The 18,884-nt window shown below is 67.6% G+C and carries 9 protein-coding genes and 1 tRNA gene; 6 read left to right on the forward strand and 4 right to left on the reverse strand.

What is annotated here, in order from left to right:
• Positions 1-26 precede the first annotated feature (26 nt).
• On the reverse strand, positions 27-10,040 hold the full coding sequence (locus AAFP35_RS08200) for an amino acid adenylation domain-containing protein (RefSeq protein ID WP_419221062.1): 10,014 nt from the start codon (positions 10,038-10,040) through the stop codon (positions 27-29).
• An 8-nt stretch (positions 10,041-10,048) separates the two neighbouring features.
• Positions 10,049-10,456, reverse strand: coding sequence for an aspartate 1-decarboxylase (gene panD, locus AAFP35_RS08205; RefSeq protein ID WP_419221063.1), 408 nt, complete (start codon positions 10,454-10,456; stop codon positions 10,049-10,051).
• A 98-nt stretch (positions 10,457-10,554) separates the two neighbouring features.
• Here panD and AAFP35_RS08210 point away from each other — a divergent pair, with 98 nt between their 5' ends.
• Entirely contained in the window at positions 10,555-11,676 is a 1,122-nt protein-coding gene (locus AAFP35_RS08210; RefSeq protein WP_419221064.1) for an isochorismate synthase, read from the forward strand.
• Between the two features lie 138 nt (positions 11,677-11,814).
• Complete coding sequence (locus tag AAFP35_RS08215; RefSeq protein ID WP_419221065.1) at positions 11,815-13,809, forward strand: sigma factor-like helix-turn-helix DNA-binding protein; 1,995 nt, start codon at positions 11,815-11,817, stop codon at positions 13,807-13,809.
• A gap of 40 nt (positions 13,810-13,849) precedes the next feature.
• Here the strand turns inward: AAFP35_RS08215 and AAFP35_RS08220 are convergent, their stop codons facing one another.
• On the reverse strand, positions 13,850-14,590 hold the full coding sequence (locus AAFP35_RS08220; RefSeq protein ID WP_419221066.1) for a hypothetical protein: 741 nt from the start codon (positions 14,588-14,590) through the stop codon (positions 13,850-13,852).
• A 163-nt stretch (positions 14,591-14,753) separates the two neighbouring features.
• On the opposite strand from AAFP35_RS08220, the gene AAFP35_RS08225 reads away from it, so the two are divergent.
• The 4 genes from AAFP35_RS08225 to AAFP35_RS08240 all read left to right on the forward strand — a co-directional run bounded on the left by AAFP35_RS08225 (position 14,754) and on the right by AAFP35_RS08240 (position 17,365).
• On the forward strand, positions 14,754-15,542 hold the full coding sequence (locus tag AAFP35_RS08225) for a helix-turn-helix domain-containing protein (RefSeq protein ID WP_419221067.1): 789 nt from the start codon (positions 14,754-14,756) through the stop codon (positions 15,540-15,542).
• A 147-nt stretch (positions 15,543-15,689) separates the two neighbouring features.
• Positions 15,690-16,361 carry an MspA family porin gene (locus tag AAFP35_RS08230; RefSeq protein ID WP_419221068.1) on the forward strand — a complete coding sequence of 224 codons (672 nt, stop codon included), beginning with the start codon at positions 15,690-15,692 and terminating at the stop codon, positions 16,359-16,361.
• 11 nt (positions 16,362-16,372) lie between these two features.
• Positions 16,373-17,062: an MspA family porin gene (locus AAFP35_RS08235; protein ID WP_419221069.1), complete on the forward strand. Its 690-nt coding sequence runs from the start codon at positions 16,373-16,375 to the stop codon at positions 17,060-17,062.
• Between the two features lie 229 nt (positions 17,063-17,291).
• Positions 17,292-17,365: transfer RNA gene (locus AAFP35_RS08240), tRNA-Leu, on the forward strand.
• 137 nt (positions 17,366-17,502) lie between these two features.
• Here the strand turns inward: AAFP35_RS08240 and AAFP35_RS08245 are convergent.
• Positions 17,503-18,573 (reverse strand): hypothetical protein, encoded by a 1,071-nt coding sequence (locus AAFP35_RS08245; RefSeq protein ID WP_419221070.1) that lies wholly within the window; start codon positions 18,571-18,573, stop codon positions 17,503-17,505.
• Between the last annotated feature and the right edge of the window lie 311 nt (positions 18,574-18,884).

Genomic DNA, 18,884 nt, shown 5'->3' on the forward strand with positions numbered 1-18,884 from the left:
CCCTGGTCGGGCGAACGTCTCTCCGGTCAGCCGGCTGTCGAATCCGACTGCCAGAGTTCGAGCGCCGCGGGCACCCAGCGCGACACCGATGCGGCGTCGAGTAACCGTGCATGTGCGATCGCGTGCTCCTCGACGACACGGATGTCGTCGAGATGATCACGCCACGCCTCGGCGATCGACGGCATGTGCGCCGGACGTCCGGTCGTCGACCCGATCAACGCGACCGGGACGTCGACCGTCCCGTCTGTACCGTACGAGAGCATCCGCTCGCAGCGTGCATAGGCATCGAACATCGCGTCGTGGTCGGCGTCGTCGCCCACCGTCTGCGCACCGCCGAGCATCGACCGCACCAACTCGGCACGGGTCGCGTCGGCACGCGCCCCGGTGGCCGAGCGCAATCCCTGTTCGGTCAGTTCGGTCGCGGCCGCCTCCGACAACGGCCCTTCGGGTCGAGCGGTCGTCGGATACGCGTCGACCACGGTGAGTGATCCGACCCGGATCCCACGCCGGTCGAGCTCGGCAGCAATCGCGAACGCGAGGTGCCCACCGTATGACCAGCCGAGGAGATCGATGCGACCCGCACTCGACACCTCGGTCTGCAACACGTCGACATAGCGTCTGACCAGAGCGGCGAAGTCCCGGTAGGGCGCTTCCGACGGCACCTGCGCCGGATCCCGCAGTGCCACCAAACCCCAACCGTCCGGGAGGTGCTCGATCAACTCCGCATAGGGGATGACGAGACCGAATCCTTCGGGTGGGCACACCAGCGTTCTGCCACACCGTGTTCGGGCGAACTCCACGAGCAGCGGGTGCTGCGCGAGACCGGCGTCGGTCCCGGTGTCGTCGATCATCTGGGAGATCTGCCGGATCGTCAGACCCGACAACAGGTCCCGCACGGTGACCCTCTCACCACCGGGCACCTCGGCAAGCCGCGACACCAAGCGCATCACCACCAGCGAGTTGCCACCGGCATCCCGCACCGACGACGTGACCGACACGCTCGCAGCGCCGACGAGTTCGGACACGATCTCGCACACCTGACGTTCGGTCTCGGTCGCAGGCGGCTCGTGTCGATCGGAGTCGAGGTCGAGAACCGGTAGCGCCCTTGTATCGACCTTTCCGTTGACATTCAGCGGGATCGCATCGACCACACCCATCGCTGACGGGATCATGTAGTCGGGCAGCCGGTCTCGCAGATGGTCACGCAGTTCGTCGACATCGACGGGAGATGCCGCCGGCACGACGTACGCGTGCAACCTGGGCTGGCCCGCCGCGTCCGGACGTGCAACCACCGCAGCGCGGGACACCGCCTCGTGGGTGGCGAGCGCATCGGAGATCTCGCCGGGTTCGATCCGATAGCCGCGAATCTTCACCTGGTCGTCACCGCGGCCGAGGTAGTCGAGCGTCCCGTTGTCTCGCCAACGGACCAGATCGCCGGTGCGATACATCCGTTCACCGCCCTCGCCCCACGGACTCGCGACAAACCGTTCCGCCGTCTTCTCCGCCTGTCCGAGGTAGCCGCGAGCCGTCCCGGCGCCGGCCAGATAGAGTTCGCCGACCACGTTCGGTGGCACCGGGCGCAATCCTCGATCCAACACGTAGGCGCGGGTGTTCGCGATCGGTTGACCCAGGGTCGGGTGAGCACTGTCGGCGAGATCGGCGCCGAGCGCGTTGATCGTGTACTCGGTCGGCCCGTAGAGGTTGTAGGACTCCACGCCCGGTGCGGCGCGCAGCGTCCGCCACAACGCGTCGGGCACCGCTTCGCCGCCCAGCGAGACGAACACCACGCCCACGCCGTCGGCCGCCGTCGAGCGCCCGGACGGTCGATCACGGTGCAGCAGACCGTTTTCCACCAGTACGTCGATGTAGGACGGAGTCGCGTCGAAACCGTCGACCGATGTCTCGTCATAGTGGCGGAGCAGCTCGAGGGGCTCCTTGCGCATCTCCTCGTCGATGATGTGCACATGATGCCCGGTGAGTAGCCAGAACAGCTGTTCCCACGACGCGTCGAAGGAGAACGAGGTGGTGTGCGCGATCGCGAGGCGACGACCCTCCTGATGGGCGACCACGCGGTCGAAGATCTTCTCCTGGTGATTGACGTACATGTTCGTCAATCCCCGATAGCCGACCGCAACGCCTTTCGGACGTCCGGTGGAGCCGGACGTGAAGATGACGTAGGCGAGATTGTCGGGGTGTACGTCCCCACGGTGCGCCGCCAGCGGACCGGGATCACTCGCCGCCAAGGCATCTCGGACGGAGTCGTCGTCGAGGTTCACCGTCGGCACGTCGAGCGTCGCGACCCTGCCGCGGAGTGCGTCGGTGGTCACGATCACCGACGGCCCCGCGACGTCGAGCATGTATTCGATGCGATCGGTGGGGTGATCCGGGTCGATCGGCACATACGCTGCACCACAGGCGAAAACCGCGAACATGGCGACCACCATGCGTTCGTCCCGGGGCAGCAGCAGTGCGACCTTGTGCTCGGCGCCCACCCCGCGTGCGATCAGCAGTCGTCCGAGCTGGTTGACCTCGGACTGCAGTTGCGCGAACGTCATCCGCCGCGCACCCGCGATCACCGCGATCGCTTCGGGGGTGCGCCGGGCCTGCGCCTCGAACAGATCGGCGACGGTCTGTTCGGACACGTCCCGCGCGGTGTCGTTCCACTCGGTGAGGACCTTGTGCCGCTCGTCGGCCCCGATCACGTCCAGTGACCCGACCGATCGACCGGGATCACCTGCGATCGCTTCGAGCACGCCGACGAAACGGTCGGTGAGCGTGATGATCTCGTCTGCGTCGAACAGGTCTCCCCGATAGGCGCACCGCAGGTGGATGGTCGCGCCGGGATGGGCGGCGAACGACACCGGGTAATGGGTCGAGTCCTCGAGCACGGTGTCGTCGACGCGTACTCCGCCGTCGGGCCCGTATCGGCGCGTCGTGTCCGACGCGGGATGGTTCTGCGTGATGAACAACGTGTCGAACAGTTGCGGCAGACCGGCTTCGCGGACGATGTCGACGAGGCTGACGTAGGGGGCGTCCACCACGTCGATCTGCGCGCGCTGTTGACGCGTCAGCATGCTCGCCACGCTCTCCCACGGATCCATCCGCACCCGCACCGGGACCGTGTTGAACAGCAACCCGACGATGTTCTCCGAACCCGGTAGCTCAGGGGGCCGCCCCGACACGGTGGTGCCGAACGTGACGTCCGAGGCTCCGGTCAAGCGCGCCAACGTGATCCCCCATGCCGCCTGCAGCACGGTGTTGACGGTGGAACCCGTGTCGCGCGCGGTGGCCCGGACACGCTCGGTCAGTTCACGGCTCAGATCCCGGTGATGGTCGCGGGCCGCGCTCGGATCGGCGGGGCGCTCCACGGCGTCGGGGCGCAACAACGTCGGCTCGGTGAGACCGGACAGGTACCGCTCCCATGCCGTCCGCGCGGCCGGGAGGTCCTGACCGCACAACCACGCACAATAGTCGCGGTAGGGCGTCGCAGCGGGCATCGCGCGCCCCGACGGGTCGTCGTAGAGATGGAGCAGTTCACCCAGCAACAACTGGTAGGACCAACCGTCGATCAAGATGTGTTCGAAGGTGATCGCGAGTATCCGGTCGCCGTCGTCGACCTCGACGAGCAGGAATCGGATCAGCGGTGGACGGCCCGCGGCAAAGGGACGCGCACGCTCGTCACGCAGGATCTGCCCGACGATGTCCTCGGTGTCCGCCGACGTGACCCGCAGGGGGATCTCGAAGTCACGGGGGATCACCTGGACGCTGCGATCGGCCTGGGTGACGAAACCGGCACGCAGGTTGGGATGCCGGATCAGCAATGCCTCGACCGCGGCACGCAACCGCGCGACGTCGACGTTGCCGTGCAGACGCAGACGGGCCTGAGACGCATAGAGATCCGCAACCCCCTGCTCGGCTGCCATCTGCAGATGGAACAGCAGCCCCTCCTGCAGGCCGGACACCGGCAGCACGTCGTCGACGGTTCCGAATCTGTCCGCGATGGCGCGCGATGCGGCAGGCGTGATCTCCACCAACGGCGCAGGCGACGTGGTGCGTAGCGCATGTGCCGCACCGTCGGAGACGAGCTCACGCAGTCCGTCGTCGGGGCCGACGCCCAACTCGCCGATCACGTCGGCCAGCACCGAGAGGTCCACCGGAGCCGACAGGCTCGCACGACCCACGGCGTGTAGCCGAACGACGCGTTGTCCGTTGCGCGTGGTGCCCACATGAGCGGTGACGACGAGCGCGTAGTGACCCAGAGCGATCGGGGTGACGGCTCCCTCCACGTCGGACTCGAAGACCCGCAACAGGATGTCTGCCTCGGGCACCTCATCGAACATGTCGCGGGTGTGCACGATCTCGTGCCGCAACAGCTGATACGCCTCCGCGTGCTCCGAGGGCACCCGACGATCCGCGACCGCCTGATAGGCGCGCTCGAGATGCCCGTTGGGAAGATCGGTCGGCAGCGCCACGGGATGTCGGTGGACCAGACGCCCCGGCAGTACGGCGGTCTCGGCGTCCCGGGCAGAGGTTTCCAGATCCACCAGCAGGGCGTCGGCGGATCCGAGGTCCGGCTGGGTGGCCAGGGCGGCGGCCAGCGCGGTCAGCAGCACGTCGGGTGTCACACGGTCGGAGACCGGAACCGGACCGTGGCCGAGGTGGTGTCGCACATCGCCTGTCGCCCCACCACCGGCATCGAGTCGCAACGGTTCGGCGTCGGCGGTGTCCTCGACGAACTCGACCCAGTACTCGTCGTCGAGCAGCTCGTCGGTCACCTCCTCGGCGCGCCGGAGCTCGACGACGCGGGTGTCCGGGTGCACCGGCACCACTGTGGAGGAGCGCCCATCGGCCTCGGCCTGTTCGGCCAGGGCCACCAACAATCGCGCGGTCACATCGACCGCGCCCGGGTCGCCGTAACGCATCGACAGCCTCGCTGCGGTCACCATGCCCGCCTCGTCCACCAGGCAGCCAACGCCCACCTCGGGCGGATGCGGAACCGGGTCGGAGGGGTGAGTGCGCGTGGTGGCGACGAAACCGGACGCCACCGCACACGCTTGGTCGACACCGTTCGGAGCCAACGGATCCGGCGCGACGACGGGACTCATCCCGGGGCCGGCGAAAATCATCGGCGCGCACGCCAGACAGGCGCGACGCAGCGCCCACACTGGAACCGGTCTGTGCAGCGGCACGGCGATCTCACCGACATGGGCGATGAGGTCGGCACCGGCGGCCCGATCGGCGGCTTCGATGATGTCCACGGTCTCGACGGTGTCGCCGAGACCCGGTGTCGCCAACTGCACGAGGTCGTCCACACCGGTGGTCGGGTCCGCTGCGACGGCCGCCGCCACCGCGGCCACCGTCTCCATCACCCCGTCCACGGCGGCCACGTCGAAGAGTTCGCGGGCGTAGTCGACGCCCACCGTCCAACCGCCGTCGGCGGATTCCTCGATGCCGAAGACGAGTTCGAACTTCGCAACCGTCGAATCCGGTGACATGCCGACCCGACTGTAGGTCTCGCCGCGTCCGAGCCGACGCAATGATGCTGCGCCGAGGTCGAACTCGGTCGCCGCCGCGCCGTCACGGTAGGCGATCATCACCTGGAACAGTGGGGAACGGTCGGCGGGCAGTCCATTCGCCGAATCGTCGCGGACCGCGTCGACCACCAACTCGAAGGGGGCCTGGCGGTGCGCGAATGCGCTGAGGTTGTTCTCGCGTACGCGTGCGAGGGCACCCAGTACATCGACGTCCCCGGACAGGTCCACGGCGAAGACCACCGTGTTCACGAAGAAGCCGACGACGCCTGCCAAGCGCTCATCGTCACGCAACGTCACCGGGCTGCCGAGTGGGATGGTGTCACCGGCGCCATGGGCCCGCAATGCGATCGCGATCAGCACCTCGGCGACCATCAGCGGACTGGCCGCATGCTCGGCGCCCAGCGCGCGCAGGGCGTGGGCGACCTCGGCCGGGATCCGGACCCGCCTGCTGGACACCGTATGGACTCGTCCGGCCTCGGGGGGCGACGAGTGCGGAAGAGCAATCGTCTGCGGATGTGTGGCCAGGGCGCGTCGCCAGTATGCGAGATCCGATCCCAGTACGGAGTCGGGTTCGGTGCTGCTGCCCAGTCGTTCCCGCTGCCAGCGTGCGAACTGGCCGTAGGTGACCGGCAGGTGATCCCAGATCGGTGCCTCGCCACCGCTACGTGCCCGATAGGACTCGGTCAGATCGGCGACGATGTGACCGACGGAGCCCTCGTCGGTCGCGATGTGATGGCCCGACAACACCAGTAGGTGTGCCGACGGGGCCTCCAACACCAGCAGACGCACCGGCAGGTCGGCGGACAGATCCATTGGTGTCGCGACGAATTCACGGACGGCCGTGCCGATCTCGTCGTCGGCGACCGTCCGGTGGATGACGATGTCGCGGTTCTGCAGTTCGTCGTCGGCCAGCACCGACTGGTACAGGTCACTGCCGTCCCAGGTATACACCGTGCGCAATGCGCGATGGCGGTCGACGAGATCGGCAGCCGCGAGCCGCAGCGCGCCGACGTCGAGCCGACCATCGATCTCGAAGAGTCCGCCGACACGGTAGGCCGACTGGTCGGTCGACATCTGTTCGGTGAGCCAGAGCGCCTGCTGCCCAAATGACGCCGGCGCCCGGGGCGTGTCCTCGACCTCCCCGAGATCGACTGTGCGCGCCGCGGTCTCCCCCGTCGACCGGGTGCCCAGATGGCGTGCGAGGTCAGCAGGCTCGGGATGATCGAAGACGTCGGCGATGGTGGCCTCGACCCCGCGTGCCGAGAGTCGCGCGATCAGGCGGTTCGCGGACAGGGAGTGGCCGCCGAGCGCGAAGAAGCTGTCCTGCGCACCGACCTCCGCAATGCCCAGGACGTCCGCAAAGTCCCGGCACAGCAGACGCTCTGCATCGGTGCGGGGTGCAGACGTCGCCTCGGACGCCGCGTTCGGTGTGGGCAGGGCTGCCCGGTCGAGCTTGCCGTTGGACGTCAGCGGGAAGCGCTCCAGGGTCACCACGGTGGCCGGCACCATATGCCGTGGCAGCGCATCGCTCAGCCCCGCCCGGATGTCCTCGGGCTCCGGCATCGGGCCCGGATCTGCCTCGGTCACATAGGCGATCAGCACCGGCTGCCCGACGACGATCTCACGCACCACGACGACGGCGCCGCCGATCCCCGGCATCGACGTCAGCGCGGCCTCGATCTCACCCGGGTCGATGCGCAGGCCCCGCAACGAGATCTGGTGATCGACGCGGCCCACGAACTCGAGGTCCGCGGATGCGGCCCCGGCGCGCCGGATCACCCGATCCCCGGTGCGGTACAACCTCTGCCCCGGGTCGGAGGAGAAGGGATCCGCGACGAACCGCGACGCCGTCTCGGCGGTCGCGCCCACGTATCCGCGTGCCACCTGCGCGCCCGCGACGTACAGTTCACCGGGAACACCCGTCGGGACCGGTCGCAGCCACGAATCCAGCACTCGCACAGTGGTGTTCACCACCGGCCCGCCGATGGTGACGGGCGCGTCCTCGGCGACGAGATCGGCGAAGGTGACGTCACCGGTCACCTCGGTCGACCCGTACGAGTTGACGACGGCATCGGGCGATCTCATCCGGATGCGGTCGAGCACGGTCAGGGGCAGGTCTTCACCACTGAGCGTCCACCGCCGGATGACCGCCGGTGCCGGCTCGGCCTCGTCTCCCGATCCCTCTGCGCCCGATCCCTCTGCGCCCAATAGCTCCGCGCCCAATAGCTCTGCGACCACCGACGGGACGGCCGTCAACGCCGTGGCCGACACCTCGTCGGCGAGCGCACGAAGTCTGCTCGGGTCGACCATCGCCGCGCGATCGGCGATCACCAGCCGAGCGCCCGCGTGTACCGCGGCGAGCATCTCGGTGATGCCGTCGATGAATCCGATGGAGGACTTGGCGATCCGCGTGTCGCCTGCAGCGTCGTCGGCCCAGTCCTGCGCCGCCCACATGAGCCGATTCACCAGTGCGACATGGGGAACGGCGACGAGTTTGGGTCGTCCCGTGGACCCCGACGTGAAGATCGCGACCGCGGGATGGGCGCCGCGCAGTGGTGCGATCCGATCCGCGTCGGTGACGGGTAGCTCGCCCTCCGCGAGTTGCTCACCAGCCGACGGACGAACCTCGTCACCCAACGGACGAACCCCATCACCCGCCGGTCGAGTAGCCCGAGGCGCTAGCCGAGGGCGTATCGAGACCTCGCCCTCCGCCGCTCGACCAGCCAAGGGTGCCGGCCGAGGGTTTATCGAGACCTCCCGCCCGTCCACGTCCTCTGACACCAGCAGCGACCAGGTCTGCCCTTCGAGCGCTCCGGCCCCCAAGCGGTCCACGACCTCTCGAGCGGCGAGCACGAGGCGCGGGGCCGCGGTATCGAGCATGGTGCGGATACGGGCCTGCGGAGCAGAACCATCGATCGGCACGCACACGGCCCCGGCGGAGAGCACACCGAGCACGTCCACGACCAGACGTTCGGTTCGCGGTGGTATCACCACCACCCGGTCCTCGGGCCCGATGCCGAGGTCGATGAGCATCCGGGCCAGCCGTGCCGTCGCGCGCCGCACCTCCGGGCCGGTCATGGCACCCTGCGCGGTGACCACCTGGGCGTTCCCGGCTCCCCCGAGCACGTAGTCGGCGACGCCGATCTCGGGAATCGGCTGCCGCACACCTTCTCCCAGAACACCGTCATCACCGGGCATCGTCGAACGAGCCAGGGGCTGTTCCCATGCCTCGTCGGTGACGACCCGGGAGACGAAGGCAGCACAATCGCCGGCCGCTCGCGCCAACTCATCCGCGCCGTAACGGCCGGCGTCGGCGTCGAACTGCAGCTCCAGCGCGCCCGACTCGGAGACCCTGCGCGCCGTGATGGTCAGTTCCTGCACCGGACCACGGGCCAGGGAATGAATGGTGGCCGTCGTGTCACCGAACCGGAGTTCGTCGCCGAACGGTTTGATGTTGATCCAGATCCCGGGCTGCCTGCCGCGCATCCGCGCGATCTCTTCGCCGCGCAACCGCGTGTGTGACCGCACCTCCCCGACCGCGGCCTTCGCCATCGCCATCGCCGCGGCGGGCGTGGTTTCGGCCCCGATCCCCAGATGCAGCGGCACCACGTTCACCACCGACATCGGTACCGTCATGGCGGCCGAGCCGAATCGGTTCATGACCGGGAACCCCACGGTCACCGGCGTTTCCGAACTCGTCGAGCGTGCCGATGCAATCCATCCACCGAGCACGCCGGTGAGCGCGTCTCCCATCGTCGCCGACCCTGCGGCCGCGAGGTCGACGAGCCGGTCGGCCACCTCCGAGTCGACCTCGACCGCATGCGAGCGCACCGCCTGCGGGATCGGCGCGTCACCCGGCCGTGCGGCGAGCGACGAGTCGTCATGCGGCAGTTCTGCACGTGCACGCCAGAACTCGTCATCGGTGCGGTACCGGTCGGATTCGCGGTACGCACCCTCCTCGGCGACCACGTCACCGACCGTCCCGAACCACCGATCCGGCACCGGCTGCCCACCGACGCGGGCGGTGAAGATCTCCGCGGCCCGACGTCCGATCAGGGTGAGGCCGAATGCGTCGGCCACGATGTGATGGGCACGCAAGAAGACGATTCGTCGGTCGTCGACCTCCAGAACGGTTGCCGTACAACACGGACCGCGTGAGGGGTCGATCGGTCGACGACTGTGCGTCGCCATCCATCGGTCGGCGGCGAGGCGATCAGGTAGGGCCACGACCTCGATGTCGTCGGCCTGCACGGCGGTCTCGTCGGGGAGCGTCTGCACGACCGCGTCCCGCTCTGTGCCGAATCGTGCCGACATCCCCTCGGCCTCACCCAATGCCATGGCCAGCACTTGGCGCAGCAGGGTGGTGTCCACCTCACCGGGCAGATCCCACGCCTGCGCGACCACGAAGGTGGCGCAATCACCGACCAATTGCTGGCCGAACCACATCGCGGTCTGCGCTGCGGTCGCGGGTATCTGCCGGGCGAGAGACAGTGTCGAGGAGGACATCGGCGACCTCAGCGCGAGGACAGCTGGTCGACGGCCCCGGGAACCGGCTGGGCCGGATCGTTACCGAGGGCGACGATCTTGTTGTCGGCGTCGACGTGCACCACCTTGGGCTGGTGCGCGATGAGTTCGGTCTCGTCGAGTTGGAGGAACGACATGATGATCACCATGTCGTCGGGATCCACGAGATGGGCGGCCGCGCCGTTGATGCAGATGACACCGCTGCCTGCGGGGCCGGTGATCACGTAGGTCTCCAGACGCGCCCCGTTGGTGATGTCGACGACCTGGACCTGCTCGCCCTCGATGAGATCGGCCGCGCGCATCAGGTCCTCGTCGATGGTGATCGAACCGACGTAGTGCAGATCGGCTTGGGTGACCGTGGCCCGGTGGATCTTTCCGTTCACAACGGTGCGCAACATCTCAGCTCCTGTAGTCGGCGGACGGGCGGCCGAACGTGCCGCCTCTCACAGGAAACAAAGCCTATCTTAGAACGACCCAAGTTGGTAGATTGCGACCCATGGGTGACCATGACTCTCATCACGAACCCGTCTTCCTCCTCGCCCGCCGTGACGAACACGTGATCGCCACCGGGGTCCGCAAGCACCTCGACGACGTCGACCAGGCACGTGCGCTGCTCCGCTCCGGTCACGCGCCCGGGATCGTCGGTGCGCTGCCGTTCGATCCGCGCGATCGATGCGCACTGACCGCACCCGAGGAGCTGCACCGCCACCTGGGCCGATGGAACCGCGACACTCCGACCGCACCGCGGGCCGCGCGCGTCACCGCAGCACATCCTGCGCCGCACCAGCATGCGGATCGCGTCGCGGACGCGGTGCGCACGCTCGCCGACCCGTCCAATCCCATGTGCAAGGTGGTGTTGGCACGACGGCTCACCGTGCAGGCAGCAGAGGCGATGTCGCCGTGGGATTTCGCGGCACTGCTCAGTGCCCGCGACCACGAGGGAAACGCCTTCGCCGCCGACCTCTCCCCCGCGGGAGGCGACTTCGTCGGACATCATCTGGTCGGATCGAGCCCTGAGGTACTCGTCCGCAAGGAAGGCGACGTGGTCAGTTGTCACCCCTTGGCGGGCTCGTTGGCCCGCCACCCGGACCCCGACATCGATCGGGCCGGCGGGCGCCGGTTGGCCGCGTCGGCGAAGGATCGTCGAGAACACGGCTACGTGGTGGATGCGCTGGCGCAGGCGCTGTCGCCGTGGTGCAGCGACCTCGACGTCCCGGCCGAACCATCACTGACCACCACCCCGACCATGTGGCATCTCGGCACATCCATCAAGGGTCGCGTCGCCGATCCGGAGACCACCGCACTCGATCTCGCGGCGGCCGTGCACCCGACCCCGGCCATCTGCGGCACACCCACGGCCACTGCGCGCGATCACATCCTCGCCGTCGAGGGCGGCCGCGGATTCTATGCGGGAGCCGTCGGGTGGTGCGACCACAACGGCGACGGCGAATGGATGGTGAGCATCCGATGCGCGGAGTTGGACCCCGACGGCCGTGGCCTGACCACCTGGGCCGGCGGCGGAATCGTGGCCGAATCCGACCCCGCCGACGAGCTCGCGGAGACATCGGCCAAGTTCCGAACGGTGCTGTCCGCACTCGACATCGAGCTGCCTGCATGAGATCCCGACCCGACGACCGCGGATGAGGTGACTTTCCTGCACTCGAGGCGCATCGACGATAGGCTATTCTCGGCTACGAACCCGGCGCCGTCAGCCACGCCGGGCGCAGCCACGAATCGACAGTCAGGGAAGCGACCGATGTCACCGTCCTCCTCCGAGGTCTTGGCCTCCACCGAGGCCACGGTTCCCGATGACCGGCAACTCGCCGAACGCCTTCGCGGCGCGAACCTCTCGGACCGCCCGTGGATCGAACTGCTGCCGTGGCTGGCCGAGTACCGACGCGGGCCGGGCATCCTCGCCGACGACGAGATCGTGGTGAATGCGTGGATACGCAGCACCCCGGTGGACACCCTCACCGATGTCAACCTGGAGCGGTTCTGCCATCGCATCGCCGAGCGCTATCTGGCCGACCGCGCCACACGCCGCATCATCGACGACTTCCCGAATGTGCGGCCCGGCACCGAACCGCTGCCACTGCCGCGCGCCGCTCGAGATGTGTTGCACGAGAGCGGCGTCGACACGATCGCACGCCTGATGGGCCATTCCGCCGCCGAACTGATGGACCTGCCCGGCATCGGTCCGGTCACGATCGTCAACCTCATCGCCCGATTCGTCGCACGGTCGGGTGTGGTCCACGACGTCCGCTCCGCGGCGGACACGACCCGCTCACCCGGCGCACCCGCCGAGCTGCGGGTGTTCGTCACCTCGCTGACCGATCGTGACCGTCTGGTTCTGCACGACCGCATCCTGGCCTCCCGCCCGCGCACGCAATCCGAACTCGCCGGAATGCTGGGCACCTCGCGAGAACGCGTGACCCAGATCGACCGGGGTCTGCGAAATCGGCTCACGTCGATCGTCGAGGACACGCCGGAACTGCGCGCACTGTCCGACGAGATCACCCGCCGCGCCGATCCCGTCCTCGACGTCGAGACGTTGGTCGAGGAGATCCCGGAGATGGACACCATCGTCGAATCGGTCGGTATCCCGACGTGGCGACTGCTCACCGCCGCCACCCCCGCACTGGTCGCCGCCGACGACTGGATCGTGCACGGTTCCCTCAAGGAATCCGCGGCACTCACCCGGGCGACGGTCGAGTCGTGCGCCAATCCCGAGGACATCGCGCCCGCCGCCGAGGTCGCCAACGGTCTGGGCCTCCACCTCGAGGCCGCGCGCCGCTGGCTGCACCGCAGCGGATACTCCCTGATCGCCGATCACGTGATCTCCTCGACCGCATCGACCGGAGATCTCGTCGCGGCATTCCTGTCGACGGCCACGACCCCCCAGACCTTCGACCAGATCATCGAGGGTCTCGTCGATTTTCCGCGCGCACCGTCGTCGGTGCGCAACGCACTGGTCACCGACGACCGCATCGTGAAGACCGATCGCAACAGTTATGGCCTGCGTCGTTGGGGTCTACAGCAGTACGAACCGGTGCATGTGCAGATCGACCGAATCCTGGCCCGCGCCGACGGCCCCGTACCGCTGAGCGAGGTGATCGACGAGATCACCGGGCGATACGACGTGACCGAGGCCAGCGTCCGGGCCTACGCGAGCGCAGGCGATTTCGTCACGCGCGACGACATGGTGACCCGACGTCGGCGCCCGTACGCGCCGCGTAAGTCCCCCACCCGCACCCGCGGGCTGTACCGCGACGGCGACACCGTGCACTGGGCGACGACAGTGACCGCAGCGCATGTCAAGGGCTCGGCATTCAACCTGCCGTCGGCGTTGGCCGGGATCGTCGGTATCGCACCCGGGAAGTCGGTGCAGTTGTCGAGTCCGCGTGGCCCGCAGACCTTCATGTGGGTCTCGGTGCAGGCACGGTCGGGCACGATCAAGCGATTCATCACCGAACTGGGGCTCAGCGAAGGGGATCCGATCTTCCTCGATTTCGGCCCGGACTCCTTCGACGTGCGCAGCGCCGACGTCGATGCGTCACGCGCACCGACCGCACAGGTCCTCGCCCGGTTGGGCAGAGCACGACGCGGGCGCCTGTCGAAGTCCGGGCTGCTCACGATCGTCCGGGATGCACTGTGGCTCCCGGACGACTCCGACGCGGCCTCGATCGTGGCCACGCTGCGCCACCGCAAGGAGAACGAACTCGCGGACCTGGTCGTCGCCGCGACGAACTGAGCCCTCAGCGCCCGATCACGGCACCTGCCGGACCATCGCCTCAGCACACCACCGACAGCAACGGACGCGCCTGTTCGGATTCGGGTCGATCGATGACGGGCACGACCTCGATCGCGGTGTCGCCGGTGGGAACCGACGACGCCTCGACGCAGGCGCAGGCGCCACGAGCCGCACACGCGATGATCAGCAGCATGGCGGGCCTGGTGTTCAACGCTCCACACAGCCGCACCCGCACCCCCGGCCACAGGTCGAGCCGACGTCCGATGCGCTCGGCCTCGGCGAGCAGGTGGTCGGCGCGTTCGACACGACCCGAATCGAGGTCGGTCACCAGGCCACCGCCACCTGGCCGGCCCGGCCCTTCGTCGCCGACCCCGACCAGGGCGAACTCCTCGGCCACGCGGTAGACACACGGTGGGGTCGCCTCGTCGATCAGTTCGTCGATCACGTCCTCGAGGACGTTGTCGTGTGCCCGGTGGGCGAGCACGAAGTCGAGGTCGAGCGCCCGCGCCTGCTCGACGGAGTCCTCGTCGCACAGGTCCATGGGCACCACGACGGCATCGATCGCGACCAAGGCATGCCAGGTCAGGACCAGTGCCCAACCGGATTGCACGCCCAGACCGACCCGGCTGCCCGACGAGACGCCACACGCCTGCAGATCGGCCGTCAGCCACTCCACGCATTCGGCGAATCGCTCGAAGTCCACGACGTCATCGTCGATCGTCACCGCGGGCACGAACCCGTAGCAATCCTGCGCGTCCTCGAGCAAAGAACTCGTTGTCACCTGCTGCGTCACTACCCATCCCCGTCGCATTCACAACACCTCGGCGGTGTCCGTCTCGTCGAAATCGCCCGGTTCCCCCACCCGTGCCGACTATGGCTCGGCTAAGTAAGGCTATCGTTACCTAAGCTCACAAATCCGACCATAACCGACAGGAGTTGTGCAGATGACGCCAACCTCCGGTCGCGACCGTGACAGGGCATGGCATGACAGGGCATGGGCCGCCCATCTGCCGGGCTCCGCCCACGCCCCGCCCACGGAGGTCCGCCGACTCCATCGGTCTGCACACGCGTTGCTGTGGGAGGTGTGCGGATCCACCGAGTTCGACTTCGACGACGGCGAGTCGGTGAGCGTACCCGGCGACCACGCCATCTGGGTTCCCGCCGGCACCCGCTACATGATGCGGCCGCGACCGGATTCGGTGATCGTGCCGACGTTCTTCGAACCGTCGATCAGCACAACTCTCCGGTGCGCCGACGTGGTCGCCGTCGACTCACAATTCCGCGCACTCGCCCTCGCCATCCTCAGCACCCCGCACTCCTCGCACCTCGCTCCGGAAAGCGTGCTGCGACAACAACTCCTGTCGGTCGTGGAGCAATCAGCACCGGCCGGAGCATTCGATATCGCGATGCCCGCCCCGGGGCCGGCGCGACTGGTCGCCGAAGCTCTCCGCGATGATCCGGCCGACAGCCGAACCATCGACGAATGGGCTCGCGACACCCACTCGTCGGCCCGCACCATCGAGCGCGCCTTTCGTCGGGACACCGGAAACAGCTTCCAGCAGTGGCGAATTCTGTGTCGCATGGAGTCGGCCAAGGCACTGTTGCGATCGGCCGATTCGGTGACGTCGGTCGCCATCCGCGTCGGCTACCAGAGCCAGAGCTCCTTCGCACGGGCGTTCCGCGCCCACACCGGAACAACGCCCGGCGCCTTCGTGCGCAACCGGGCGCGATGATCGCGATCACATTAGACTTTCATAACTCTTCCATATACGGTACTCATGGCTTTCAGTGCGAGCGGTCAGCCTTCGGCGTTCACGCCTCCCCGAGTCTCTTGTCCTGGGTCGCTGCCGCTTTGCACCGCCATAACGAGGAGGAGTTGGATGAGGAACAGGCAGAAGGCCTTTCGAACTGTTGGGGTATCCGCAGCGGCAGCCGGCACAGCGGCAGCCGCTTTGTTGGCGGGTGGCGGTGCAGCGGGGGCCGACACGTTCGTGCGCCTGCCCGGGGGCACCGCACACGGCGAAGGCGTCACGTTGACCCGCAGCCACGAATCGGCACAGATCTCGCCATCGATGGCCGCGAACCCCACCTCACGCACCGCGTGGGTGAGTGGCACCGTCACGCTCAAGGCCCCGAAGCTCAAGCCCGCCAAGGCCGGACCGAGCTTGGGCGCGGCCGGCGAGGACGCGATGCCCGGCACCAACGGCACCATGACCAACGGTGCAGCGGCGACCCTGTCGACCGGTTACATCGTCGGATGTCAGGTCGACATCACCGGCCTGTCCGGCGGCCTGTCCGGAACCATCTCGGCCGCACCATCGGCCACCGCCAACCTGTCGATCCCGATCGCAGCAGGTCAGGTCGTGTTCGTGCAGCTGTCGACCAGGGACATCGAGAAGCCCGGCACCTACTCCCTCGGGTATGACCGCGCCCAGCTGAGCATCGAGAACTGCGGCGGTTACGCCCAGGCTCGCGCATTCAGCACCGTCGAGACCACGGGCCAGTTGCACCAGAAGGTCAACCTGTACGGCAAGCCCTTCTCCATCGGATGACAGAGGTCCACATGAACAAGATTGTCTCCAACCGTTTTTCCCGTAACGCGTGCCGGGCCGGCGCTGTCGTCGTCGGCCTGATCGCCGCGGCTCCGCTACTCGGACAGGGTGTGGCACAAGCCGACACGCAGGTGCGGCTGCCCAACCAGACCGTGGTGAAGCGCCTCAACGACGGCTCCACGCTCACCATCACGCGTACCAACGAGCGCGCTCGCATCAATCCGTCCCTGGGCGGCACCCCGCTGCACCGTAACGCCTGGGTCTCGGGCCGCTACGACCTCAAGTCCTCGGACAAGAAGTCGCGCATCGGCATCGGGGCGGGCTACATCGTCGGTTGCCAGATGACGTTCGGCGCCAAGAGCACCACCGACGGCAAGGCGAGCCCGAGCCTGTCCGAGTCCGGCGGCGTCAACATCACCGGAACCGCGTCGACCGGCGGCAGCGTCACCATCGGCCCCGGCCAGGCAGCGATGTTCTCCATCAATGACGCCGAATACCAGGACCCGTTCGGGAGCCGCGGCCACAGCAAGAGCGTCAAGTTCCGTAACGGCGAAGGTGCACTCGCCTACACGAACGCGACCATGATGATCAATGGCTGTGCCGGCTACGCCCAGGCACGTTCGTTCGCCAAGGTCTCGGTCCAGACCGAGAAGACCACCCAGGTGGTCAACCTGTACGGCAAACCGTTCAGCCTCGGCTGATCAGCAAGTCCTACTCTCACAGGACCCGAGGCCCCGCGCGATGCGCGGGGCCTCGGTGTCATCCGGGCTGAAAGCGCGCGCGAATCGCCGACCACCGATCGAGCACCCACCGCCGATCGAGTAGCGACCGAGGCGCCAGCCGAGGACGCGTATCGAGATCCCCGCCACTTGAATCCCTGCCTGGGCCACGCCGCTATGCTCACCACGTGAGCCGACGGACCGCCGTCGAGCCCCCATAGCCCAATTGGCAGAGGCAGCGGACTTAAAATCCGCCCAGTGTCGGTTCGAGTCCGACTGGGGGCACCGGATGACCAGCGCAGACGCATTTGGAGTTGCCACACGAAGGGTTGGGGTCACACCCTTCGTGTGGCAAGCCTTGATGCACACGCACGGATTCGAGCACCACCATCGCAGTCAGCCACCTAGCGTGGCTGACGCCCTTAGGCCGCCGCGGAGATGCGTGTGGCGACCAGTCGGCCCTCTTCCAGCCCCTTGAGGGCCAGGCCACCATTCAGGTTGCTGCCGCAGTCCTGGGCCACGAAGACGTAGAGGATGTCACCGGCAGCTAAGGGCACGATGGTCGTTACTCGCGACACGTTGTCCCACGGTGTGGCAAGGACGTCTTGCTGGGCGATGGTCGAGTTGATGTTGGCGTTGTTGAGCGTGATTTTGATGTTGCGACGGTTAACAGAGTTGGTTGCCCATGGCCACACTGCTTCCACCATGTAGATGCCCGCCTCGCCAATCTCGAGACCAGCAGTACTCAGGCCTCCCCTAGCAGTGCCTCCGAACGCCCATGCCGTGGAGGTGAAGTAGACCATCGTGTCTGTACCTGTAGCAACGGCCTGGGCTGCAGTCCGCCTGATATACCCACCAGACGCGGCGGGGACCGGCGCGGAAGACCAAGCCCCATCACCACGGAGATATGTGCTCGAGGACGCGGTTCCCGTGGTACTGAGCTTGGACAGCTGAATCCCAGCACTCGTACTGATGTCCGCGTTGACGATGGTGCCGTTGGTAATCATGGCCGACGTCACGGGCGGAATCCGGGCAGCATCCAGTGTCCCGGTCGCAATCTTGGTGGCATCCAGGTTTGGGACCTGTGCCGCAGCCAGTGTGCCTGAGGTGATATCGGCGGCACTGTGCGTGTGAGCCGTCGGGGTACGGGCATCGCTGAGCCGAGCATCGTTGCCGATGCAGACCGTGGATGACGTTGTCCCAGTGGGAACCCGATTGATTCCCAATGTGCCCGTCGTAATCTTACCGGCGTCCAGATTGGGCACTCGCGTCGAATCGAGCGTGCCTGAAGTGATGTCCGCAGCGGCGTGGGTGTGCGCACTCGGAGTGAATGACACCGGCTTGTCGACGAGGTCGGACCATGAGGTAGTTCCAGGCGCACCAGGTTCACCCTGCGGACCCTGAGGGCCCTCTGCGCCTTGCAGTTCGAGGCCTGAACCATCAGCAGGCCAGGCGCTCCCCGACCAGATATACAGCAGGTCATCGGAATCCACGATGTACGCCTTGCCCGCATCTGCGGTGCCGAGGCTGCTCGGGAGGTTGGCATAGCTCGCGACAATCCCCGCCAGCTGCAGACCGGTTCCGGTGTCGCCCTTCGGCCCGGTGGGGCCAGTTGCACCCGTCGAACCCGTAGCGCCAGTCGGCCCCGCGGGGCCCTGAGGCCCTTCCGGACCTTCTGGCCCGTCGTCACCCTGAGGCCCTTGCGGGCCTACGGCACCAGCCGGTCCGGCAGGGCCAGTAGCGCCGGTTGCACCGGTAGCCCCAGTCGGCCCCGCGGGGCCAGCCGGTCCGGTAGGCCCCGCGG

The organism is Gordonia sp. CPCC 206044, from assembly GCF_048537895.1.
In the GTDB taxonomy this organism is placed as follows: domain Bacteria; phylum Actinomycetota; class Actinomycetes; order Mycobacteriales; family Mycobacteriaceae; genus Gordonia.